Annotated in this window: 22 protein-coding genes and 1 riboswitch; of the genes, 20 read left to right on the top strand and 2 right to left on the bottom strand. The window is 43.1% G+C overall.

The window, feature by feature from the left end:
• The first annotated feature begins 8 nt into the window (after nt 1–8).
• Nucleotides 9–2423, top strand: coding sequence for a phenylalanine--tRNA ligase subunit beta (gene pheT, locus AAYR28_RS12965; protein WP_120208759.1), 2415 nt, complete (start codon nt 9–11; stop codon nt 2421–2423).
• 37 nt (nt 2424–2460) lie between these two features.
• Here the strand turns inward: pheT and rnhC are convergent, their stop codons facing one another.
• Nucleotides 2461–3339 carry a ribonuclease HIII gene (gene rnhC / locus AAYR28_RS12960; protein WP_061109533.1) on the bottom strand — a complete coding sequence of 293 codons (879 nt, stop codon included), beginning with the start codon at nt 3337–3339 and terminating at the stop codon, nt 2461–2463.
• A gap of 179 nt (nt 3340–3518) precedes the next feature.
• Here rnhC and zapA point away from each other — a divergent pair, with 179 nt between their 5' ends.
• The 15 genes from zapA (at nt 3519) to AAYR28_RS12885 (ending at nt 20397) form a co-directional block, all read left to right on the top strand.
• Nucleotides 3519–3776 carry a cell division protein ZapA gene (gene zapA, locus AAYR28_RS12955; RefSeq protein WP_012010831.1) on the top strand — a complete coding sequence of 86 codons (258 nt, stop codon included), beginning with the start codon at nt 3519–3521 and terminating at the stop codon, nt 3774–3776.
• Between the two features lie 7 nt (nt 3777–3783).
• On the top strand, nt 3784–4317 hold the full coding sequence (locus tag AAYR28_RS12950; RefSeq protein WP_024423226.1) for a CvpA family protein: 534 nt from the start codon (nt 3784–3786) through the stop codon (nt 4315–4317).
• Nucleotides 4318–4431: 114 nt separating this feature from the next.
• Complete coding sequence (gene polX / locus AAYR28_RS12945; RefSeq protein ID WP_034279715.1) at nt 4432–6144, top strand: DNA polymerase/3'-5' exonuclease PolX; 1713 nt, start codon at nt 4432–4434, stop codon at nt 6142–6144.
• Nucleotides 6145–6165: 21 nt separating this feature from the next.
• Entirely contained in the window at nt 6166–8523 is a 2358-nt protein-coding gene (locus tag AAYR28_RS12940) for an endonuclease MutS2 (RefSeq protein ID WP_034280729.1), read from the top strand.
• Between the two features lie 14 nt (nt 8524–8537).
• Nucleotides 8538–8942, top strand: coding sequence for a DUF350 domain-containing protein (locus tag AAYR28_RS12935; RefSeq protein WP_008345990.1), 405 nt, complete (start codon nt 8538–8540; stop codon nt 8940–8942).
• 162 nt (nt 8943–9104) lie between these two features.
• Nucleotides 9105–9560: an immunity 63 family protein gene (locus AAYR28_RS12930; protein ID WP_120208881.1), complete on the top strand. Its 456-nt coding sequence runs from the start codon at nt 9105–9107 to the stop codon at nt 9558–9560.
• A 99-nt stretch (nt 9561–9659) separates the two neighbouring features.
• Entirely contained in the window at nt 9660–11378 is a 1719-nt protein-coding gene (locus AAYR28_RS12925) for an AMP-binding protein (RefSeq protein ID WP_065214552.1), read from the top strand.
• 168 nt (nt 11379–11546) lie between these two features.
• Nucleotides 11547–12131 (top strand): TetR/AcrR family transcriptional regulator, encoded by a 585-nt coding sequence (locus AAYR28_RS12920; RefSeq protein ID WP_024423221.1) that lies wholly within the window; start codon nt 11547–11549, stop codon nt 12129–12131.
• A gap of 26 nt (nt 12132–12157) precedes the next feature.
• Nucleotides 12158–12937 carry an enoyl-CoA hydratase gene (locus AAYR28_RS12915; protein WP_101676785.1) on the top strand — a complete coding sequence of 260 codons (780 nt, stop codon included), beginning with the start codon at nt 12158–12160 and terminating at the stop codon, nt 12935–12937.
• 31 nt (nt 12938–12968) lie between these two features.
• A complete protein-coding gene (locus AAYR28_RS12910) occupies nt 12969–13742 on the top strand; it encodes an electron transfer flavoprotein subunit beta/FixA family protein (RefSeq protein ID WP_065214553.1) in 774 nt (257 codons plus the stop codon).
• A gap of 43 nt (nt 13743–13785) precedes the next feature.
• Complete coding sequence (locus tag AAYR28_RS12905) at nt 13786–14763, top strand: electron transfer flavoprotein subunit alpha/FixB family protein (protein WP_041115051.1); 978 nt, start codon at nt 13786–13788, stop codon at nt 14761–14763.
• Nucleotides 14764–14838: 75 nt separating this feature from the next.
• The gene (locus tag AAYR28_RS12900) at nt 14839–16317 is read left to right on the top strand and encodes an alpha-N-arabinofuranosidase (protein WP_120208757.1); all 1479 of its coding nucleotides are present in this window, start codon (nt 14839–14841) and stop codon (nt 16315–16317) included.
• Between the two features lie 246 nt (nt 16318–16563).
• Entirely contained in the window at nt 16564–16878 is a 315-nt protein-coding gene (gene trxA / locus AAYR28_RS12895; RefSeq protein ID WP_007501629.1) for a thioredoxin, read from the top strand.
• A gap of 139 nt (nt 16879–17017) precedes the next feature.
• A complete protein-coding gene (gene uvrC / locus AAYR28_RS12890; RefSeq protein ID WP_345808836.1) occupies nt 17018–18790 on the top strand; it encodes an excinuclease ABC subunit UvrC in 1773 nt (590 codons plus the stop codon).
• A 61-nt stretch (nt 18791–18851) separates the two neighbouring features.
• Nucleotides 18852–19029, top strand: a riboswitch (Lysine riboswitch).
• Nucleotides 19030–19161: 132 nt separating this feature from the next.
• A complete protein-coding gene (locus tag AAYR28_RS12885; RefSeq protein ID WP_120208755.1) occupies nt 19162–20397 on the top strand; it encodes an aspartate kinase in 1236 nt (411 codons plus the stop codon).
• A gap of 154 nt (nt 20398–20551) precedes the next feature.
• On the opposite strand, the gene AAYR28_RS12880 is transcribed toward AAYR28_RS12885, so the two are convergent.
• A complete protein-coding gene (locus AAYR28_RS12880; protein WP_024423214.1) occupies nt 20552–20995 on the bottom strand; it encodes a YslB family protein in 444 nt (147 codons plus the stop codon).
• Between the two features lie 283 nt (nt 20996–21278).
• Here AAYR28_RS12880 and AAYR28_RS12875 point away from each other — a divergent pair, with 283 nt between their 5' ends.
• The 4 genes from AAYR28_RS12875 (at nt 21279) to AAYR28_RS12860 (ending at nt 25034) form a co-directional block, all read left to right on the top strand.
• Nucleotides 21279–21887, top strand: a complete 609-nt coding sequence (locus tag AAYR28_RS12875) for a succinate dehydrogenase cytochrome b558 subunit (protein WP_024423213.1) — start codon at nt 21279–21281, stop codon at nt 21885–21887.
• 37 nt (nt 21888–21924) lie between these two features.
• Nucleotides 21925–23685, top strand: coding sequence for a succinate dehydrogenase flavoprotein subunit (gene sdhA, locus AAYR28_RS12870; RefSeq protein WP_024423212.1), 1761 nt, complete (start codon nt 21925–21927; stop codon nt 23683–23685).
• A 1-nt stretch (nt 23686) separates the two neighbouring features.
• Nucleotides 23687–24451, top strand: a complete 765-nt coding sequence (gene sdhB, locus AAYR28_RS12865) for a succinate dehydrogenase iron-sulfur subunit (protein ID WP_024427169.1) — start codon at nt 23687–23689, stop codon at nt 24449–24451.
• A 121-nt stretch (nt 24452–24572) separates the two neighbouring features.
• Nucleotides 24573–25034 (top strand): acyl-CoA thioesterase, encoded by a 462-nt coding sequence (locus AAYR28_RS12860; protein ID WP_024427168.1) that lies wholly within the window; start codon nt 24573–24575, stop codon nt 25032–25034.
• Nucleotides 25035–25042 lie beyond the last annotated feature (8 nt).

Genomic DNA, 25042 nt, shown 5'->3' with positions numbered 1-25042 from the left:
AAATCAACATGTTTGTTTCATATAAATGGTTAGAAGACTATGTCGATTTAGAAGGCATCAAGCCGGCTGAATTAGCAGAAAAAATCACAAGAAGCGGAATTGAAGTGGAAGCCGTTGAATATAAAGGCGAAGGCATCAAAGGAGTTGTCGTTGGACACGTCATTGAACGTGAACAGCATCCGAATGCAGATAAATTAAACAAATGTCTTGTTGATATCGGCGAAGAAGCACCAGTGCAAATTATTTGCGGGGCTCCGAATGTGGAGAAAGGACAGTATGTGGCCGTCGCAACGGTGGGCGCAGTCCTTCCTGGCAACTTTAAAATTAAAAAAGCAAAACTGCGCGGTGAAGAGTCTCATGGCATGATTTGTTCTCTGCAAGAATTAGGCGTAGAGAGCAAGCTCGTACCAAAAGAATATGCAGAAGGCATCTTTGTTTTCCCGAACGACGTGAAACCAGGAGATGATGCCCTTCAAGCACTTCAATTAGATGATGCGGTGCTTGAGCTTGGCTTAACACCAAACCGTGCCGATGCCCTGAATATGCTGGGTGTCGCTTATGAGGTTGCCGCCATTTTAGGAAGAGACATCAAGCTTCCTGATACAGCACATGACACTTCTTCCGAAAAAGCAGCAGACTATATTTCTGTTAAAATTGAGGATCAAGAAGCGAATCCACTTTATGCAGCGAAGATCATTAAAAATGTAAAGGTTGGACCAGCACCGCTTTGGATGCAAACAAGGTTGATGAATGCAGGTATCCGTCCAATTAACAACGTCGTGGATATTACAAACTTTGTACTGCTTGAATACGGCCAGCCGCTTCATGCCTTTGATTATGACCGCTTTGGTTCAAAGCAGGTGGTCGTTCGTAAAGCGTCTGACAGCGAAATCATTCAAACACTCGATGAGCAAGAGCGTACATTGTCATCAAAGCACCTTGTCATCACGAATGGAACGAAAGCGCACGCGGTAGCAGGCGTCATGGGCGACTTTGAATCAGAGGTACGGGATGAGACGACGACGATTCTTTTAGAAGCGGCATATTTCAACGGTCAAACAGTCCGTCAAGCATCTAGAGACTTAGGGCTTCGCAGTGAATCAAGCACACGATTTGAAAAAGGCCTCGATCCGCAGCGTACGAAACCGGCAGCAGAAAGAGCAGCTCAATTGATCAGCATGTATGCAGGCGGTGAAGTGCTAAGCGGTACAGTTGAGGAAAATCACCTTGAAGCAAGTATGAATGTCATCCACGTATCAACTGAGCGTGTGAACAAGGTGCTTGGAATGAGCATTTCAAAAGAAGATATGATTCAGATTTTCAACAAACTAGGCTTCACAGTGGGCGAATCAAATGATGTTCTTGTCGTAACAGTTCCTTCCCGCAGAATGGATATTACGATTGAAGAAGACCTCATTGAAGAAGTGGCAAGATTATATGGCTACGATAATATTCCATCTACACTGCCTAGGACAGCTGGCACCGTTGGCGGCCTCACGCCATATCAAGTAAAGCGCAGAAAGGTGAGACGTTTCTTAGAGGGGGCAGGACTTTCTCAAGCGATTACGTATTCATTGACGAATCAGCATAAGTCCACAGCTTTTGCACTGCATCCAGCCTATGAAACAAGGCTTTCTCTGCCAATGAGTGAGGAACGCAGTGTGCTGAGACAAAGTCTTCTGCCAAACTTACTTGATTCTGTTGCATATAACTTGGCAAGACAAGCTGATTCATTTGGATTTTATGAAACGGGCTCTGTTTTCTTAGCAGAAGCTGAAGGGGCAAAACCAGTGGAAAAAGAACATGTCGCTGGTGCGCTGACAGGCTTATGGCATAAAAATCTTTGGCAGGGCGAGAAAAAAGCCGTCGATTTTTATGTAGCGAAAGGAATTGCTGAAGGATTGTTCGAAAAGCTTGGTGTGTCAGACCAAATCACTTATGTTCAAGCAGAGCGTGAGGGTCTTCACCCAGGGCGAACTGCAGATGTTCACTTAAATGGTCAAGTCATTGGCTTTGTTGCCGCACTGCATCCAGTCGTTGAAAAGGAATTGGATTTAAAAGAAACGTATGTCTTCGAGTTTGATTTAACAGATGTGATGACATCTGAAACGAAGGATATGAAATATACGGCGATTCCGAGATTCCCTGCTGTGACAAGAGATATTGCACTTGTTGTTGATCAGCATATCTCAAGCGGACAGCTGGAGCGTGTGATCTATGAAGCAGGCGGTCAATTACTCACAGACCTATCTGTATTTGATGTGTACGAAGGGGAACATATGGAAGAAGGCAAAAAATCTGTTGCATTCTCTCTTCAATATTTAAATCCTGAACAAACGTTGACCGAGGAAGAAGTCACAGCTGTTCACACAAAAGTTTTGAAAGCACTAGAAGATACGTATCAAGCCGTCTTACGCGGTTAAAGGAAAAAAGCTAGGGCCTCATGGGCTCTAGCTTTTTTTATAGCATTTTTTTCGCTTTTTGTGTGTTGGCAAAATGCAGCTTTGTAAATTGACGTAAAGCATCTTCACCGTGCAGCTTGATGAGCTTGGCGGCGGCCTTGTCTACATGAGGACCGGCTCCTTTTGGGATGTCAAAGCCTGCAGCCTGTGATAATTTGTCCATTTCAATTAAAAAGGCGTACCTTGCGATAATGGAAGCTGCAGCGACTGACAAATGGATGCCTTCTGCTTTTGTACTAAAATACGTCCGCTCCCGGATGATTTTTTTCCCGGCAAGATGCTTGAAATAAATCCCTGGTTCTGCAAATTGGTCAATCAAAATGGCTTCAGGCTGCTGTCCGTCCAGTTTTTCTAGCACAGAGGTGATGACTTGGTTATGAAGCAGTGCCTTCATTTTTCCTTGACTCATGCCCTTTTCCTGCATCGTATTGTACTTTTCATTTCGGAGAACGAGAAGGCTGAACGGAATGGTTTTGATGAGATCCTTGGCAATGTTGATAATTTGCGGGTCCTTTAGCCCTTTTGAGTCTTTTACGCCAAGCTCTTTCATTAAAGCAAGCTGGCTGGCATCAACATAGGCCGCACAGACTGTGATCGGTCCGAAATAATCACCTGTACCTACTTCATCTGAACCGATGACCGACATGGAAGCAATGCCGGGCGGCGGACTGTATTTTGTAACAGCAGGTGATTTTTGACTTTTCGTATCAGCTGCTTGCAAGTGGCTGAATTGACTGGCTTCAGCTTCTGCCTTTTGTCCTTGAAACAATACTTTTCCAGATCGATAGGCTGTAATCGTACAGCCAGGGACTTTTGCTTGAAAGAGGGCGCCTGGTGGCAAATTGTCTGTTAAATGCTGCGCATACGCGCTCTTCATTTTTTTAAGGTCTTCTGATGTTGCTTTTAAAACGGATTGGGGCACAGTGGATAACTCCTTTTTACCTTGATATCATTGATTTCTAAAGTGTACCATAACAGGGAAGGGCTCGTCTTTCCATTCAATGTCTAAACATGTTATGATAGAGACTAGGATTCTCGTGGAATGGAGGAGAAACGTTGTCTGACGGCGGTAAAACGAAAACAACAGTTGAGATTTACGGACAGTCCTATACGATCATCGGACAAGAAACGAAGATGCATATGCGACATGTTGCGTCAATTGTTGATGATAAAATGAGAGAAATAAATGAAAAAAATCCATACCTTGATATAAACAAATTAGCTGTACTGACAGCAGTCAATGTCGTCCACGACTACTTGAAATTAAAAGAGCAATACGAAAAATTAGAGATTCAGCTAAAAGAAAAGGAATGAAATTACCGTGATCGATATCATCATTTTGTTTTTGCTTCTTATGGGAACGCTTGTCGGTCTAAAGCGCGGGTTTATTCTTCAATTTATTAAATTGATCAGCTTTGTTGTTTCTATCTTAGTGGCTTCTATGTTTTATCAGTCACTTGCACCACAGCTTACGTGGATTCCGGCACCTAATTTTAGCGGCGGTCAACCGCAGCTCGCTTTCTTTAGCGGGAATTTAGAAACAGCTTATTATAATACCATTGCGTTTATCATTCTGTTTATCTTGACCAAAATCCTGCTCGCCATCATTGGCGGATTGCTCACAACCATTGCAAGTATACCTGTGATTAAACAGGTGAACAAACTGCTTGGCGGTGTTTTAGGATTTCTTGAAACCTATTTATTTGTGTTTATTCTATTGTTTGTGGCTGCACTACTTCCAGTAGATGCGCTGCAAACAATGATGAGCAAATCAATGTTAGCAGATGTGATCGTAAACAACACCCCTTACCTGTCCGGTCTTGTCAAAGACCTATGGTCGACGTATGGAGTTTAAAAACTTCTCCTTTTCTGGAGAAGTTTTTTCTCATTACATGACAGAAAGTTGTAGGATGAAGGGAAAGTTTGTATATTTATATAGGAAGATGCCAAAGCGGCTGGAGGATGAGAGATGAATAAAAAAGATATTATCAAACTTCTTGAAACAATTGCAGTATATATGGAACTAAAAGGAGATAATCCTTTTAAAATTTCTGCCTTTCGTAAAGCAGCAGCGGCACTGGAACAAGACGACCGCAGCCTTTCTCAAATAGATGATTTATTAGCATTACCCGGCATTGGAAAAGGAACCTTTGCTGTGATCACAGAGTATATCGAAAAAGGACAATCAGAAACACTCGAACAATTAAAAAAGGAAGTGCCTGAAGGGCTTGTCCCGCTCTTAAAATTGCAAGGGCTTGGCGGGAAGAAGATTGCGAAGCTTTACCAAGAGCTTGGCGTCCATGATGCACAGTCATTAAAAGAAGCATGCGAAGCGGAAAAAGTACAAGCGCTTGCAGGCTTCGGTAAAAAAACCGAAGAAAAGATACTCGCCGCTCTTGAGGAGGCTGGAAAACAGCCAGAACGACTGCCAATTGGCTTTGCATTAGATGTGGCAGAGCGGATTGATCATGCGCTTGAACAGATGAAGGGGATTCTTCGTTTTTCTAGAGCTGGCAGTCTAAGACGTGCACGAGAAACTGTCAAAGATTTAGATTATATCATTGCGACCAGCGATCCTGAACAAGTCAGAGAGCAGCTCGTTGCACTTGATGATGTCAAAGACGTCATCGCAAGCGGTGATACGAAGGTATCTGTCATTCTTGCCCTTGATTTTGAGATCAGTGTAGACTTCCGGCTTGTGACAACAGACCAATTTGCAACAACGCTGCACCATTTCACTGGCTCAAAAGATCACAATATTCGCATGCGACAGCTGGCGAAGGAACGCGGAGAGCGTATTAGTGAATATGGTGTGGAAACAATTGAAACTGGAGAAGTCAAAACGTTTGAAGACGAGGCCGCTTTTTATGCGCATTTTCAACTTCCGCTCATCCCGCCAGAAATTCGTGAAACCGGAGCGGAGATTGATACGTATAAAGAAAGTATGCAATTTGTAGAGTTAAAAGATATCAAAGGCGACCTTCATATGCACTCAACATGGAGTGACGGCGCATTTTCTATTCGCGAAATGGCAGAGGCATGTATCGCAAAAGGCTATGAATACATGGCGATTACAGACCACTCGCAATATTTAAAAGTAGCAAACGGTTTAACAAAAGAACGTTTACGTCTGCAAGCAAAAGAAATTGACAAGCTGAATCAAGAATTCGAGCATTTTCACATTTTCAAAGGGGTCGAAATGGATATTCTCCCGGATGGATCATTAGATTATGATGATGACTTTTTAGCAGACATGGATTTTGTCATTGCGTCTATCCACTCGAGCTTTTCTCAGCCGGAAGAAGTCATTATGGAGCGCCTTGAAAATGCCCTGCGGAATCAGCATGTGGATTTAATTGCACATCCAACAGGCCGTTTGATCGGCAGACGGGACGGTTATGCCTTAAATATAGATCAGCTCATAGAGCTTGCGAAGAAAACGGGAACTGCACTAGAGCTCAACAGCAACCCGTCAAGACTTGATTTAAAAGCAGAGCATTTAATGAAAGCAAACGAAGCAGGTGTGAACATCATGATCAATACAGATGCACACAATATCACCATGCTGGATCATATGGAAGTTGGTGTAACAGCTGCAAGAAAAGGCTGGACACCAAAAGCAAATGTCGTGAATACTTTTTCTCTAAACGAGATCAAAAAGTTTTTAACGCGTGACAGGTAGTCGTTAGGAGGCTGGACCATGCTGCAACAAAAAGTGTTAGCATCATTAGAATTTCATAAAGTAAAAGAAAAAGTCATGTCCTATACCGCATCCTCATTAGGAAAAGAAAGAGCGCAGGATTTAACGCCGCTGACGGATATAGAAACCATTCAGCATTTGCTGGAAGAGGTAGCAGAAGCACAGGATGTCATCCGCTTAAAGGGATCGGCGCCATTTGGCGGGCTGACGGATATTAGACGCGGGGTCAAACGGGCAGAAATCGGCAGTACATTAAGCCCATCTGAGCTCATGGAAATTGCAGCGCTGTTATACACTGCGAAAAATATGAAGCACTTTCTCACGTCCCTGTATGAAGATGGTGTAGACATACCTCGCCTTCATACATATGCAGAGACGCTGATATTACTGCCTGAAGTCAGAAAAGAAATCGAAAGCTGTATTGGTGATAATGGAGAAGTGCTTGATCACGCAACTCCGGCGCTACGAACAATACGTACGCAATTACGTTCATTAGAATCAAAAGTTCGAGATAAATTAGAATCCATGATTCGCTCACAATCTGCTTCAAAAATGCTGTCAGACACGATTGTCACCATTCGTAATGATCGGTTTGTGATTCCGGTAAAGCAGGAGTACCGCTCGAATTACGGCGGAATTGTTCACGATCAATCATCATCTGGGGCAACCCTTTTTATTGAGCCGCAAGTGGTCGTGGATTTAAATAACACCTTGCAGCAAACCCGTTTAAAAGAAAAACAAGAGGTCGAAAAGATCCTCCAAATGCTGACAGCGAGCGTGTCAGAACACATTGAAGAACTGCTTCACAATGTAAAGGAGCTTCAGACGTTAGATTTTATTTTTGCTAAAGCCAAATATGCAAAGGCTGAAAAAGCCACAAAGCCTGCTGTGAACGATCAAGGGGAGATTTATTTAAAGCGGGCAAGACATCCTCTATTGCCTAGGGATCAGGTTGTGGCAAATGACATTGAGCTCGGCAAAGATTTTTCAACCATCGTTATTACTGGCCCAAATACAGGGGGTAAGACAGTTACCTTGAAAACGCTTGGTCTTCTTACGCTGATGACGCAGGCAGGCCTTCATATTCCAGTTGAAGAAGGCTCGGAAGTGGCTGTATTCGACCAAGTCTTTGCTGATATTGGAGATGAACAATCTATTGAGCAAAGCTTGAGTACGTTCTCATCTCATATGGTCAATATTGTAGATATCTTAAAGAATTTGACATCTAACTCACTCGTGTTATTTGATGAATTAGGGGCAGGAACAGACCCTGCAGAAGGTGCCGCGCTGGCCATGAGTATCTTAGATGAAGTGCATCAAACAAATGCACGCGTCATCGCAACGACCCATTATCCTGAGCTGAAGGCTTACGGATATAACCGGGAAGGTGTCACAAATGCGAGCGTGGAGTTTGACATTGAAACCTTATCACCAACGTACCGCTTGCTCATCGGTGTGCCCGGACGAAGTAATGCATTTGAAATTTCTAAACGTCTTGGGTTGCCAGATCACCTCATTGACCGTGCAAAAGCGGATATGCATGCCGAGCATAATGAAGTAGACCAAATGATTGCTTCATTAGAAGACAGCAAGAAACAAGCAGAAGAAGAGCTGCATGAGACAGAAGTCTATAGAAAAGAAGCAGAAAAGCTTCATAAAGAATTGCAGAGACAAATTCTTGAATGGAATGAGCAAAAGGACAAACTGCTTGAAGAAGCTGAAAAAAAAGCGGCAGAAAAAATTGAACAAGCCTCAAAAGAAGCAGAAGACATCATTCAAGAGCTTCGTTCGATAAAAAATGAGCATCGATCATTTAAAGAACATGAACTCATCGATGCGAGAAAGCGTCTTGAAGAAGCAGTCCCTGAGTTTGACCGGAAGAAAAAGCCAGAGCCGGTGAAAAAAGCAGCAAGACAGCTAAAATCAGGCGACGAAGTGAAAGTGCTCACCTTCGGGCAAAAAGGAACGCTGCTTGAACAAACAGGTGACAAAGAATGGAGTGTCCAAATGGGCATTCTGAAAATGAAAGTAAAAGAAAAAGACATGGAATTTATCAAATCAGCACCTGAATTTAAGCAGGAGAAAGCCATTACGGCAGTCAAAGGAAAAGACTATCATGTATCGCTTGAGCTTGACTTAAGGGGAGAGCGTTATGAAAATGCCTTAAGCAGAGTCGAGAAATATTTAGATGATGCTGTCTTAGCTGGTTATCCGCGTGTGTCAATCATTCACGGAAAAGGAACTGGCGCCCTTAGAAAAGGGGTTCAGGAATTACTGAAACAGCACCGAAGTGTGAAAAATGCTCGTTTTGGGGAACAAGGCGAGGGAGGATCAGGCGTTACCATCGTCGAATTAAAGTAAAAAGGAGAAAACGCATGAAAGCCTTTTGGGAAAATGAACTTGTGGAAATTGCCGCCTATTACAGCGTGGCCGTCCTATGTCTTGTCTTATTTCTAACCATTTTTGAACTCGTTACCTCCTATAAAAACTGGGAAGAGATCCAGCGGGGGAACTTAGCTGTTGCCATGGCAACAGGCGGAAAGATTTTTGGGATTGCGAATGTGTTTCAGCATTCTATCGCACAGCACAATTCCCTTCTGCAAATGATTGGATGGGGCGTATACGGCTTTGTGATGCTGCTTGTCAGCTATTTCATTTTTGAATTTTTAACACCACGATTTAAAGTAGACAAAGAAATTGAGAATGATAATAGAGCGGTCGGGTTTATTTCACTCATTATTTCAGTTGGGCTGTCTTATGTAGTAGCAGCCGGCATTTAAGGAGACGACATGGAAAAGCTAGCAAAAGTATTAATCGTAGTTGCCTGCACTTTTGCGGTCATTGGTGCCGTTTACATGTTCCTGTGAAATGAAGAAGACAAAGTGAGAAAGCTGTCAGGGATTCCTTGGCAGCTTTTATCTCACCAGAAGGCGGTGAATCACATGAAGCAAATTCTGCAAAAAGACGAACTCATAAAGCGAATTGATACTTGTCTCCAAATGACTTCCCTGCCAAGAGACATATACGAACCGTATATTGCACGTCCATTTCAAACGACTGGATTTTTTGATGATTTGAGCCCTTATATTCAAATCGATCCGAGTGGCTATATTCTTATTCAATATGAACGAGGAATCCAAATGCTGCATAAAAGAACAAAAGCGGCGGATGAAGTCATTTACTGGATTTTAGAAGACACAATCTTTCTTACAGTCTACATAGATATGATGAGGCAGTATCAAGTCGACAACATCCAGACGCATTTACCTAATGACCCGAGTATCCATCAACAGATCGTGGAGAGAGTAAATGAGTCATTTCGTGCAATCGGTGGATTATATGAACATTGGCATCATGAAGGAAAAAGAGCATCGATCGAAACACCGGCAAAGAAGTAAAGATGCCATGGAACCAAGCTCTATTTGAAAAAAGAAAACTGCCTTAAGGAAAAGTTTGCTATAATAAAATAGTACGAAAGTTCAGGAAGGAGGGTTTTTATGCAGTCAGATAAACGTTGGCTTCTGCATTACCCGAATCAAATTCCCCACGAACTCACCATTCCAAATGAGACGTTACAATCTTACTTATTCAGCTCCGCAGAGGCTGCACCTGAGCATACAGCCATTCATTTTCTAGGAAAAAACATCACCTATGAACAGCTCCAGGAAGAAGCATTGAAACTAGCTGGTCACCTGATGAAAATTGGCGTGAAAAAAGGCGACAGAGTAGCAATCATGCTGCCAAACTGTCCTCAATCTGTCATTTCATATTATGCTGTTTTAATTGCAGGCGGCATCGTTGTTCAAACGAACCCGCTTTATACGGAGAAAGAACTGGCATATCAAATGGAGGACAGTGGCTCAAAAGTGCTGATTACACTGGATTTATTGTATCCAAAGGCCTATAAAATGAAAGCGCTGACAAGTATGGAGCACTTGATCATCACCAAACTGCAGGATTATTTACCATTTCCGAAAAACATTCTGTTTCCTATCGTCCAAAAAAGAAAAAATAAAATGGTCATCCAAGTAGAGAAAAGCGAGACCATTCATCACTTCTCACAAATTATGAAAGAATCGTCAGAAGAACAGATTCCGGCGCTTGCCTTTGAACCGAAAGAGGATGTCGCTGTTTTGCAATATACAGGCGGAACGACTGGTTTACCAAAAGGGGTCATGCTGACGCATGAAAATATTTTAGCGAATACTGAAATGTGCGCTTCTTGGATGTATAAAACAACAAGAGGCAAAGAACGAATCCTTGGCATCATTCCGTTTTTTCATGTATACGGAATGACGACCGTATTAAATCTTGCTGTCAAAGAAGGGCATTCAATGATTCTCCTTCCGCGATTTGACGCAGCTGATACCCTCAAAACGATTGAAAAACAGAAACCGACGCTCTTTCCAGGTGCACCCACCATGTATATTGCCTTGCTGCATCATCCGAACATTGAAAAGTATGACCTGTCGTCCATCACTGCATGTTTAAGCGGCTCGGCGGCTCTTCCTGTTGAAGTCAAACAGAGCTTTGAGAAATTAACAGGAGGGCGTTTAGTAGAGGGGTATGGTCTTTCAGAAACTTCGCCAGTGACCCATTCTAACTTTTTATGGGGAGCGAACAAAACAGGCAGCATTGGCTGCCCGTGGCCTGGGACAGACGCAGGCATTTATTGCGAGGAAACGGGTGGCCTTAAAGAGCCGTATGAGCACGGAGAAATTATCGTCAAAGGGCCGCAAATTATGAAAGGCTACTGGAATCAGCCAGAGGAGACAGCAGCTGTATTAAGGGATGGATGGTTTTTCACCGGAGATATTGGGTATATGGATGAGGACGGTTTTTTCTATATCGTTGACCGGAAAAAAGATGTCATTATTGCGAGCGGTTATAATATTTACCCAAGAGAGGTCGAAGAAGCCCTTTATGAGCATGAGCTTGTACAAGAAGCCGTTGTCGCAGGCATACCAGATCCTTATAGAGGAGAAACAGTAAAAGCGTTTGTTGTGCCGAAAAAGGATGCTTATTTAACAGAGGATGAACTCGATCGCTTTGTCAGAACGAGAATTGCTTCATTTAAAGTACCGCGCGTGTATGAATTTAAAGAATCACTGCCTAAAACGGCTGTCGGAAAAATTTTGCGCAGAGTATTAATTGAAGAAGAAAAAAGAAAGCAAGCTTCATCATCTGAGACACCTGTCGATCAATTGAAGAAATAACGACCTTCATCATCCGGTCGAGCGGCCGGATGATTTGAATGATGACAGTCTGCTCTGGTATGATAAAGGTTGAAAAGAAAGAAGAAGATCTCTTGACAAATCACCCGTTTCTTTTTAACATAAAGTTATGAATGAATGCTCATTCAATTTAGAAAGGGACGAAGCACATTGAAGCAGAAAAGACCGAAGTACATGCAAATTATTGATGCAGCAGTTGTGGTGATTGCGGAGAACGGCTATCATCAATCACAAGTTTCAAAGATTGCGAAACAAGCAGGGGTGGCAGACGGAACCATTTATCTTTATTTCAAAAACAAAGAGGATATTCTCATCTCATTGTTCAAAGAAAAAATGGGACAATTCATCGAACGGATGGAAACAGATATCCAAAAGAAGCCATCTGCCAAAGAAAAGCTTCTACTGTTGATTGAGGAGCATTTTCGCATGCTGGCGCAGAATCATCATTTGGCTCTTGTGACACAGCTTGAACTCAGGCAGTCAAACCTTGAGCTGCGGCAAAAAATCAATGAGGTGCTAAAAGGGTATTTAAATATGCTCGAGTCTATTTTAACAGAAGGAAAGAAAACAGGAGAATTTAGACAAAATTTAGATGTCCGCTTAGCGAGACAAATGGTATTTGGGACGATTGATGAAACCGCAACAACATGGGTCATGAATGATCAAAAGTATGATCTGCCTGCACTCGCAGAAAATGTACATGATCTGCTGTTAAACGGAATACATCAATCCTAAAGACAATGTGAAAAAGGATGATTGACATGGAAAAAATACTCAGCTTACATCATGAAGGACAGACAGCGCTCATCACGATTCAGAACCCGCCTGCAAATGCCTTATCCTCTCAGCTGCTCACTGAGCTTAATGACATGTTCGAAGAGATCGAACAGAATGAAGAAGTAAGAGCGATTGTGATCCACGGGGAAGGCAGATTCTTCTCAGCAGGTGCTGATATTAAAGAATTTACGACTTTACAGGAAGAGTCTGATTATGCAAGCCTCGCTGATAGAGGACAGCAAGTCTTTGAACGGATTGAACAGTGTCCAAAGCCAGTCATTGCCTCGATTCACGGAGCAGCATTAGGCGGAGGCCTTGAGCTTGCTATGTCTTGTGATATCCGAATCGCAACAAAAGATGCAAAGCTTGGACTGCCAGAACTAAACCTTGGCATTATTCCAGGATTCGGCGGCACGCAGCGCCTCCCGCGCTACGTTGGTTCTGCTAAAGCACTTGAAATGATGGGAACAGCTGAACCGATTACAGGTGAAGAAGCATTTACGTGCGGCCTTGTTACAAAGCTGGCAGAAACAGAGGAAGAAGCGCTCGAAGCGGCCAAAACACTTGCGGGGAAATTTGCGGCAAAAAGCCCTAAATCACTTGAATATGTGCTTGATTTATTGAACGCAACAAAACTGTATTCATATGACGGCGGAATGAAACTGGAAGCCAAAAAATTTGGTGAGGTTTTCCAATCAAATGACGCCAAAGAAGGCATCCAGGCCTTTATTGAAAAGCGCAAACCGAACTTTAAAGGGGAATAAGGGATAAGTACGACACAAGGGGGAGAAATAAATGAATATATTTGTTTTGATGAAGCGTACGTTTGACACGGAAGAGAAAATTTTGATTCAGTCTGGTGCAATTCAAGAAGATGGAGCAGAGTTCATTATTAATCCTTATGACGAGTATGCCATTGAAGAAGCCATTCAGCTTCGTGATGAGCACGGGGGAGAAGTGACCGTTGTGACAGTTGGCGGTGAGGATGCAGAGAAACAGCTGAGAACAGCGCTTGCTATGGGCTGTGATCAAGCTGTCTTGTTAAACGTCGAAGATGACTTAGAAGAGTGGGACCAATATTCAGCTTCTACCATTCTTTATCACTATTTAAAAGACAAAGAGGCTTCCTTGATCTTAGCAGGGAATGTAGCAATTGACGGCGGCTCTGGACAGGTAGCCCCGCGTCTTGCTGAATTACTCGGTTTTTCATATGTGACTACGATAACAAGTATTCAAATTGACGGCGGCTCTGTATCGATTGAACGAGATGCAGAGGGGGATGTGGAAGTCATTTCTGCCGAACTCCCGCTTGTCGTCACAGCTCAGCAAGGACTCAATGAGCCTCGCTATCCATCATTACCAGGCATTATGAAGGCAAAGAAAAAGCCTTTAGAAGAATTGGAACTTGATGATTTAGATCTGGATGAAGACGATGTACCATATAAAATCAAAACAATTGAACGTTTCTTACCGGAGAAAAAAGAGGGTGGCAAGGTGCTGAGCGGCGAGCTTCAGGATCAAGTCAAAGAACTGACAGATCTACTCAGAAATGAAGCAAAAGTCATCTAAACATCCACTTTACGATATCACGAGAACAAGGGGGAGCTTGAAGATGAGTAAAAAAGTTGTTGTACTTGGAGAAAGTCGTGACGGTAAATTAAGAAATGTGACATTTGAAGCCATTGCTGCCGCTCACAAAGTGGCAGAGGGCGGTGAGGTCATTGGCGTGTTAATAGGGGATGACGTCAAAGGCCTAGCGGATGAACTGCTTTACTATGGAGCGGATCATGTCATGATTGTGGAGCATCCGCACCTTTCATATTATACGTCAGATGGTTTTGCGCAGGCGCTTCAAGCCATATTAGATCAGGTTGATCCAGATGCTGTACTCTTTGGCCATACATCTATCGGAAAAGACTTGTCGCCGAAAATAGCCGCACGTCTCCAGACTGGCTTGATTTCAGATGCGATTGATGTAAGCGTTACCGGTGAACATCTTGTTTTCACTAGACCGATTTACTCTGGAAAAGCCTTCGAAAAAGTCATTTCGACAGACCGTCTGCTTCTAGCAACCATCCGGCCAAATAACGTGGCACCACTTGAGCGGGATACGTCACGAGGCGGAGAAGTCACACCAGTTTCTGTCGACATTCAAAACCTTCGGACGATCGTGAAGGAAGTCATTAAAAAAACGTCAGAAGGTGTAGATTTATCAGAAGCAAAGGTCATTGTTGCTGGAGGGCGCGGGGTTAAGAGCAAGGAAGGCTTTGAACCGCTGAATGAACTCGCTGAGACGCTGGGTGCAGCAGTCGGAGCCTCGCGCGGCGCCTGTGACGCCGACTACTGTGATTATGCCCTGCAAATTGGCCAGACAGGAAAAGTCGTCACACCAGACCTTTATATTGCATGCGGGATATCAGGAGCGATTCAGCATTTAGCGGGAATGTCTAACAGTAAAGTCATTGTGGCCATCAACAAAGACCCAGAAGCGGAAATCTTCAAAATCGCCGATTATGGAATTGTTGGTGACTTGTTTGAAGTGGTACCGCTTTTGAATGAAGAGTTAAAAAAGATGAATATCCACTCGTAACGCTCATACACTCAGAATGCCTAGGTATTCTGGGTTTTTTTGTATGTTATTAAGAAGAAAAGGAGCGGTTGACAAGTGAAGGGGACAGTAAAAGTCAATGACGTGATCGGACGCATTTCTAAACACATTTACGGGCACTTTCAAGAGCATTTAGGAAGAGGGATTTATGACGGGATTTGGGTAGGAAAAGACTCAGAGATTGATCATATTGAGGGGATTCGTACTGATGTACTGAAGGCCCTTCAAGCATTACATATTCCGGTGCTGAGGTGGCCGGGGGGCTGCTTCGCAGACGAGTATCACTGGGCAAATGGTGTAGGTGATCTGAGTGAACGAAAGCCGATGGTCAATACCCATTGGGGTGGTACGGTTGAATCCAATGCATTTGGTACGCATGAATTTATGGCATTGTGTGAGCTGCTTGAATGTGAACCTTACATTTGCGGCAATGTGGGAAGCGGGTCTGTTCAAGAATTAGCCGATTGGATCGAATACATGACATTTCCAAAAGGGACACCTATGTCAGATTGGCGCATTAAAAATGGAAAACAAGAACCTTGGAAGCTGACCTATGTTGGTGTAGGCAATGAAAGCTGGGGCTGCGGCGGGAATATGACGCCTGAATACTATGCAGATTTATATAAACGCTATCAAACGTACGTAAGAGAGTTTGCAGGGCAGCGTATTTATAAAATCGCCTGCGGCGCGAACTCTAATGACGTGAATTGGACGAAGGTATTGATGGAGCGGGCCGCACCGTGGATGGATGGGCTCAGTTTACATTATTACACCGTACCGGGTACATGGGAGAAGAAAGGATCAGCGACTGAATTCGATGAGGATGAATGGTTTATCACGCTGAAAAAGGCCTATGAGATGGAACGGCTTGTCGAAGACCATGGAGAAATCATGGATCGTTATGACCCAGACAAGCGAATCGGGATGATTATTGATGAATGGGGGACATGGTATGACCCAGAGCCAGGGACAAATCCTGGGTTTTTATATCAGCAAAACACACTAAGAGACGCCCTTGTGGCCGCACTCCATTTTCATATTTTTCATCGCCATTGCGAGCGGATTCATATGGCAAATATTGCTCAGACGGTCAATGTGCTGCAAGCGATGGTATTAACAAAGGACGAAAAGATGCTTCTGACACCTACGTATCATGTATTTCACATGTTTCAAGTGCATCAAGAGGAAGAAGCGCTTGAAGTGGAGTTCGTTTCACCGCCGTATGAACGAAGAGGTGAAAAAATTCCTCAGGTCAGTGTGTCAGCCTCGCGTTCATCAGGTAAGATGCATATTAGCTACTGTCACTTGAATCCGCATGAACAAACAGAGATATCCCTTGCCATTGCAGGGATTGAAGAACAAACGAAAGTCACTGGACGTGTACTGACGGCTGATCGCATGAATGCCCATAATACATTCGATGATCCTCATTCTGTTCAGCCAAAAGACTTTCAGCAAATGGCTGTAAAGTCCGGCGATTTAACGGTGGAGCTGCCGCCAATGTCAGTGGTCATGATAACTGTCGACCTCGCTTAATTGCATATTTCGATGTTTGATGAGAAGAATGTTGGGGCATCATACATTGTAAATGAAGCGGAAAGGGTGTCATGTCATATGCTTAGAACCATTCTTATGATCATCGGTGCGATTGTTGTTATTGGTGCGATTATACGGTTTGTTTTTTAATTCATTTCCTAAAAAATGATTCGTAAGCATTTCATTCGCAAGTCACATTGGTAGATGCTATACTAAAAAGCATAATTTACATTGGAGGAATGAATAATGGCAATCGTAAAAGCTACTGACGCAACATTTTCACAAGAAACTGCAGAAGGTGTTGTTCTTGCAGACTTTTGGGCACCATGGTGTGGACCTTGTAAAATGATTGCTCCAGTTCTTGAAGAACTTGATCAAGAAATGGGCGACAAAATGAAAATTGTAAAAATTGATGTAGACGATAACCAAGAAACTGCTGGTAAATACGGCGTTATGAGTATCCCAACACTTCTTGTTTTAAAAGACGGTGAAGTTGTAGAAACTTCTGTTGGTTTCAAACCAAAAGAAGCACTTGCTGAGCTTGTCAACAAACATCTATAAACCAATCTATGCTCAAGCGGCATAATCATTGAAGCGGTTCTCGTAAAGACGAGAGCCGCTTTTCTTTCAACATGGTATAAAACAAATGTTCGTGATACACTAGAAGGAGTGAAAGAGGAAAACAAGGACGGATGAAAAGATGAACAAACTAATCAAAGAAAAGCTGTCAGTCCTGCCGGATCAACCAGGCTGTTACTTAATGAAAGATAGACAAAATACGATCATTTATGTAGGAAAAGCAAAGGTTTTAAAAAACAGGGTGCGCTCTTATTTCACTGGATCACATGACGCCAAAACGCAGCGGCTTGTCAGTGAAATTGAAGATTTTGAATACATTGTCACCTCTTCTAATATCGAAGCGCTCATTTTAGAACTGAATTTAATCAAAAAATATGACCCAAAATACAATGTCATGCTCAAGGATGACAAGACGTATCCTTTTATAAAAATTACGAATGAACGCCATCCTAAGCTGATCGTCACCCGCAATGTAAAAAAGGACAAAGGAAAATATTTCGGTCCATACCCAAACGTACAAGCAGCTCGAGAAACAAAAAAGCTGCTCGACCGCCTATATCCACTGAGAAAATGCGCCACCCTTCCTGACCGCGTCTGTCTTTATTATCATCTTGGACAATGTCTTGCGCCATGTGTGTATGACATTTCCGAGGAAACGAATAAGCAGCTCGTGGACGAAATCACAAGGTTTCTAAACGGGGGACATCAGCAAATCAAAAAAGAACTCACCGAAAAGATGCAGGAAGCCGCTGAAAATTTAGAGTTTGAACGGGCAAAAGAACTGAGAGACCAAATCGCATATATCGACTCAACGATGGAAAAACAGTTAATGACGATGAGTGATTTATCAGATCGAGATGTCTTTGCCTATGCCTATGATAAAGGCTGGATGTGTGTCCAAGTTTTCTTTATCAGACAGGGGAAATTGATTGAACGTGATGTCAGCCTGTTCCCTATGTATCAGGACCCTGAGGAAGAGTTCCTCACGTTTATGGGGCAATTTTATGAAAAGAACAATCATTTTCTGCCGAAGGAAATTCTGGTGCCGGACAGTGTTGATCAAGAGATGATTGAGCAATTGCTTGAGACGAACGTTCACCAGCCGAAAAAAGGAAAGAAAAAGGATCTGCTTTTACTTGCGCATCAAAATGCCAAAATCGCCTTAAAAGAAAAATTTTCGCTCATTGAGCGTGATGAAGAGCGGACAATTGGTGCGGTGAAGCAACTCGGGGATGCACTTAATATTTATATGCCATACAGAATCGAGGCATTTGATAACTCAAATATTCAAGGAGCAGACCCGGTTTCTGCCATGGTCGTCTTTCAGGACGGGAAGCCCTATAAAAAGGAATACCGAAAATACAAAATAAAAACCGTCTCAGGGCCAGATGATTATGCATCCATGCGTGAAGTCATTAGAAGACGATATACCCGTGTGTTAAAGGATGAACTGCCGCTGCCAGATTTAATTTTAATTGACGGAGGAAAAGGACAGATCAACGCAGCCATCGATGTGCTTGAAAATGAATTGAATCTGTCTGTCCCAGTCGCAGGTCTTGTAAAAGATGAAAAACACAGGACATCGAATCTCATGATGGGAGATACACTTGAAATTGTTGCGCTGGAGCGGAATAGCCAGGCCTTTTACTTATTGCAGCGCATTCAAGATGAAGTGCACCGCTTCGCCATTAGCTTTCACCGGCAGCTCCGCGGAAAAAATGCATTCCAGTCTATTTTAGACGATGTACCAGGTATCGGAGAAAAGCGTAAAAAGCAGCTCCTTAAACATTTTGGCTCTGTGAAAAAGATGAAGGAAGCCTCTATCCAAGACTTTCAGGAGGCTGGCATTCCGAAACAGACGGCTGAACTTTTAATGGAAGCATTAAAAAAATAGATTGTACTTTTATTAAAAGTCTGTTAAGATGTGACTAATTTAATAAATGAACGTGTTGTTTGTTGAAGATAGAGGTGCGAACTTCAAGAGTAAGCCTTCGGAGATCGATGGGATCTAAGAAGAGGGCTGAAAGGGGAGCGTCGCCGAAGTGAATAAAATCCACTCATTTTATTCGCTGGCTGTACATTGAAGAAATGTAGGGCTGTCAAGAATTCATTTCTTGGAGGGCTATCTCATTGTTTGCATCGTTTAATGATGATTTTAAAGCAATGGGAGATTTGTTCTCTCATTGCTTTTTTATTTGCAGTGAGCGGACAGTCTCCAAGCTGCCTCTTCTCTCACACGTGAACTTTTGAAAAAGGGTGGTAGACATGGGATTAATTGTACAAAAATTTGGCGGAACTTCCGTTGGGTCGACAGAAAAAATTCGCAATGCCGCAGAGAGAGTGATCGCTGAACGCGAGGCAGGACACGATGTGGTTGTGGTTGTATCAGCGATGGGCAAATCAACGGATGTTCTAGTAGACCTAGCGAAAGAACTCACAGACGATCCAAGCAAAAGAGAAATGGATATGCTGCTCGCAACTGGTGAGCAAGTGACCATTTCATTATTATCGATGGCGCTACAAACAAGAGGTTATGATGCCATTTCCTTTACAGGCTGGCAGGCTGGTATGAAAACAGAGCACGTACACGGAAATGCAAGAATCGTGGACATTGATGAATCAAGAATAAAAGAGGAATTAAGTGCGGGGAAAGTCGTTGTTGTGGCAGGCTTCCAAGGAATTGCAGATGACTTACATATCACAACTCTTGGCCGCGGCGGATCAGATACAACAGCTGTGGCACTAGCTGCCGCACTAAAAGCTGATAAATGTGATATATACACAGATGTACCAGGAGTGTTTACGACAGATCCGCGTTATGTATCATCTGCGCGGAAACTTGCGGGCATTTCATACGATGAGATGCTTGAGCTGGCTAATTTAGGAGCTGGGGTTCTGCATCCAAGAGCTGTTGAATTTGCGAAAAATTATCAAGTCCCGCTAGAAGTCCGTTCTAGTATTGAAAATGAATCGGGTACATTAATTGAGGAGGAATCGTCCATGGAACAAAACTTAGTCGTCAGAGGCATTGCATTTGAAGATCAGATTACACGTGTGACAGTGTGCGGGCTTTCAAGTGGTTTAACAACATTATCGACCATTTTTACGACGCTTGCGAAACAGAATATCAATGTGGATATCATCATTCAGTCCGTCACAAGCACTAACCAGACTTCCATCTCTTTCTCTGTCAAAACGGATGATTTGTCCAAAACAGTTGAAGTATTAGAAGAATATAAAGGGGCGCTTGGCTACGAGCAGATTGAGACAGAAAGCAAATTAGCGAAAGTATCCATCGTGGGATCTGGAATGGTCTCAAATCCAGGGGTAGCTGCTGAAATGTTTGCTGTGTTAGCGCAAAAAGACATTCAAGTGAAAATGGTCAGTACGTCTGAAATCAAAGTCTCAACGGTCGTTGGCCGTGATGATATGGTCAAAGCGGTTGAAGCGCTGCATGACGCGTTTGATTTATCAAAGGTGAGCGCCGCTGCTCACTCTTAAAAAGGTAAAGAGGTGATCTCATGAAAGAGGGTCGCCTCTTTTTTCTATATGGAAACGGCTGAAACGGGCGTAAACCCATTCATTAAGTATGCTATGATAGATGTAGACATATAAAAAAGGCGTGACCTGAAGTCCGCGCCTTTTATCAAGAGTATTAGCTAGGGTCTCTTAAATCCCATTTAACGGTTAAAATGACTTTCTCAGCACGCTTTTTCACTTGTTCGTAGGATTCAGCCACGTGCTCATTCAGAAGCTGAATTTGTTCAGCAATAAAACCCGCTTCCATCTGAAAGCATGGCTCCTTTTGATAGGTGAGTCGATTTGATACTAGTGGACCTTCGAGCTCAAACTCAATTTCCTGTTTTTTCGAATGGACCATCGTGAGAGTCCCCCATCCGGCATCATGGAAAAATTCGGGGATCTTCTCCCATGACTCTTGAGGAAATTTACGAGCAAGCAGTTTACCCGCAAAATACATCATAGATGAATGGTCCTGACCAAGAATATCAGGCAGCAGAACTTCGCGTATCAGCTCGTAGGCAAATCCATTGACTTCAATTTCTTTTAGCTGTTCTAAGTTAGATTCGAATTTATTCATTGTACGGCTCCCCTCTTTCAACAATTTATTATAGCTTATGTGGGCATATGATGACAGAGTTTTCCCTGAAGTCTAAGAAATTCTTATTGTAGTAAAACGAATTTTGATTTAAAACTTTTAAATTTCGGAAAATTTTAATTTATGTACGCGGTTTCTTGACGCTTTTTTGACATAGGAGTAAAATGAAATTGTCAATAAATTTGAATAAAGTGCTTACAATTGAAAGAAGCGGGGGTAAGACAATTTTCAAGCAATTGCACTTTTTTTACTAGGGGGTAAAGTAATGTCGGGGAACAAAGAATTTTTTTATCGGAGATTGCATTCTTTGCTTGGCGTCATTCCGGTCGGTCTATTTTTAATACAGCACTTAGTGGTTAACCACTTTGCGACAAATGGACCAGAGGCGTTTAACAAAGCTGCACACTTTATGGAACAGCTTCCTTTCAGATATGCACTTGAGCTGTTCGTGATTTTCTTACCACTGATCTATCATGCTGTTTATGGGGTGTACATAGCCTTTACGGCACAAAACAACACGTCTCGCTTCAGTTACTTAAGAAACTGGCTGTTCAGATTGCAAAGAATTTCAGGTATTATCACATTGATTTTTGTCTCTTGGCACGTATGGGAAACACGAATTCAAGCTCAGCTTGGAGCTGAAGTCAACTATGACATGATGGCGAATATTTTAAGCTCTCCATTTATGCTAGGCTTCTATATTGTCGGCGTTTTATCTACTATTTTCCACTTTGCTAATGGCTTGTGGTCATTTGCTGTCAGCTGGGGAATTACCGTTTCACCACGCTCACAACGAATCTCCACATATGTGACATTAGGTATATTTATAGCGCTTTCATATGTAGGGCTAAGAGCAATTTTCGCTTTTGTTTAAGAGGAAATAGATTAGTAGAAGAGGGAGAGGGGCTACAATGAGTAATTCTAGCATCATCGTTGTCGGAGGCGGCTTAGCTGGTCTCATGGCAACTATTAAAGCAGCAGAAGCGGGAACAGCTGTTCAACTATTTTCAATCGTACCTGTGAAACGTTCGCATTCTGTATGTGCACAGGGCGGAATCAACGGAGCGGTCAATACAAAGGGTGAAGGGGATTCACCTTATGAGCATTTTGATGACACGGTATACGGCGGAGATTTCTTAGCCAACCAGCCGCCAGTAAAGGCAATGTGTGAAGCAGCGCCGTCCATTATCCACTTACTTGATCGTATGGGTGTTATGTTTAATAGAACACCAGAGGGATTATTGGACTTCCGCCGCTTCGGGGGAACACAGCACCACCGTACAGCGTTTGCTGGAGCTACAACAGGCCAGCAGCTATTATACGCACTGGATGAGCAGGTTCGCCGCTATGAAGTAGCAGGACTTGTCACGAAATATGAAGGCTGGGAATTCCTTGGCGCTGTTTTAGATGACGAGGAAGTATGCCGCGGGATTGTCGCGCAAAACTTGACGACAATGGAAATTGAATCCTTCCGATCAGATGCAGTCATCATGGCAACAGGCGGTCCTGGAATCGTGTTCGGTAAATCAACAAACTCTATGATTAACACTGGATCTGCAGCATCTATCGTCTATCAGCAAGGTGCGCATTATGCAAATGGAGAATTCATTCAAATTCACCCGACAGCGATCCCAGGAGATGACAAGCTTCGTCTTATGAGTGAATCAGCTCGTGGTGAGGGCGGACGTGTTTGGACATATAAAGACGGGAAGCCTTGGTACTTCCTTGAAGAAAAATACCCAGCATACGGGAACCTTGTACCGCGTGACATCGCAACGCGTGAAATCTTTGACGTATGTGTCGAGCAAAAGCTTGGCATCAACGGAGAGAACATGGTATATCTTGATCTTTCTCACAAAGATCCAAAAGAGCTTGATATTAAGCTTGGCGGAATCATTGAAATCTATGAAAAATTCATGGGTGACGACCCGCGTAAGCTGCCGATGAAAATCTTCCCGGCTGTTCATTACTCTATGGGCGGATTATGGGTCGATTATGATCAAATGACGAATATCAAAGGTCTATTCGCTGCCGGAGAATGTGATTACTCAATGCACGGCGGAAACAGACTTGGTGCAAACTCACTTCTTTCTGCGATTTACGGCGGAATGGTCGCTGGACCAAATGCGGTGAAGTACATTAACGGTCTGGAAAAATCTGCGGAAGACCTTTCTTCTGCACTATTTGACAGCGCCGTGAAGAAAGAGCAGGAGAAATGGGACAACATCCTCAGCATGGATGGTACTGAAAATGCGTACGTGCTTCATAAAGAGCTTGGAGAATGGATGACGGATAACGTTACAGTGGTTCGTTACAATGACAAACTCTTAAAAACAGATCAGAAGATCGAAGAACTAATGGAACGCTACAAGAAGATCAACATCAATGATACCGCATCATGGAGCAACCAAGGCGCTGCCTTCACACGTCAGCTTGACAACATGCTTCAACTGGCAAGAGTCATTACGATTGGGGCATATAACCGGAATGAAAGCCGAGGCGCACACTATAAACCGGAATTCCCAGAAAGAAACGATGAAGAATTCCTTAAAACAACGATGGCTACGTTCAAAGGGAAAAATCAAAAGCCTGCATTCCACTATGAGGACGTCGATGTATCGTTAATTGCACCTCGTAAACGAGATTACTCGAAGAAAAAGGTGGAGAAATAAGATGAGTGAAAAAAACACAATTCATTTCATAATCACACGTCAAGATACAGCAGATGGAAAGTCTTATGATGAGGAATTTGAAATCCCTTACCGTCCGAATATGAACGTCATTTCTGCACTCATGGAAATTAGACGTAACCCGGTCAATAAACAAGGTGAAAAAACAACAGCGATCAACTGGGACATGAACTGTCTTGAAGAGGTGTGCGGTGCTTGTTCTATGGTTATTAATGGAAAACCACGCCAGTCATGTACAGCCTTGATTGACCAGTTAGATCAGCCGATCCGTCTCCAGCCGATGAAGACATTCCCGGTGGTGAGAGACTTGCAGGTTGATAGAAGCCGCATGTTCAACTCCTTGAAAAAAGTAAAAGCATGGGTGCCGATCGATGGCACATATGATCTTGGACCTGGACCAAGAATGCCTGAGAAAAAACGTCAATGGGCGTATGAGCTTTCTAAATGTATGACATGTGGTGTCTGCCTTGAAGCTTGTCCAAACGTAAATGATAAGTCTTCCTTTATGGGCCCTGCTCCGCTTTCGCAAGTTCGTCTATTTAACGCACATCCGACAGGTGCGATGAATAAGTCTGACCGTCTAGAAGAAATTATGGGTGACGGCGGTCTTGCGAACTGCGGGAACTCTCAAAACTGTGTGCAGGCTTGTCCGAAAGGAATCCCGCTGACAACGTCAATTGCAGCACTTAACCGAGATACAACATTACAAGCTTTCCGTAACTTCTTCGGAAGCGATCACGCAGAATAACATCACATTCAGTCCTCTTTGCCAATCATGATGAGTGTTTACAAGAGGCTGGATGGAACACAAAATAAACGCCTCTTCCAATATGGGAGAGGCGTTTATTGATGAATAAGGAGATGATGAAGTGAGACTTCCATCATATATTGAGGAACCATTTGAAGAATGGAGGGCATCCTTTCGATTTTATGTCGAAACGACTGTCCGTTTTTCAGAAACGGATATGTTCGGCCATATGAACAATGTCACCCCTTTTGTGTATTTTGAAGAAGCACGGATTGCCTTTTTTCAAAAAACAGGAATTGTGGATAAACGAATAAAACGTGTGAAAGAGACAATTACAGTCGTGGCAAACCTGCAATGTGACTACATCAAACAGGTGGAGATTGGGGAGAGGCTTCGTGTGTATGTAAAGCCGGAAAAAGTCGGATCAAGCTCACTTATCCTTCATTATTTAGGAGAAAACGAGCAGCAGGAACCATGCTTTACAGGCTCAGTTACCATGGTGCAAATTAATAAAGAAACAGGCGCAGCAGTCCCATTTACAGAAGAAGAAAAAGAGACATTTCAAGCTCAGCGAAATGGGTAGCATGCAGC

Origin of the sequence: Bacillus safensis, assembly GCF_039619585.1 — a bacterium.
GTDB classification, from domain to species: domain Bacteria; phylum Bacillota; class Bacilli; order Bacillales; family Bacillaceae; genus Bacillus; species Bacillus safensis.
The sequence above is the reverse complement of the archived record's forward strand: the minus strand, read 5'-3'. Positions and strand labels throughout refer to the sequence as shown.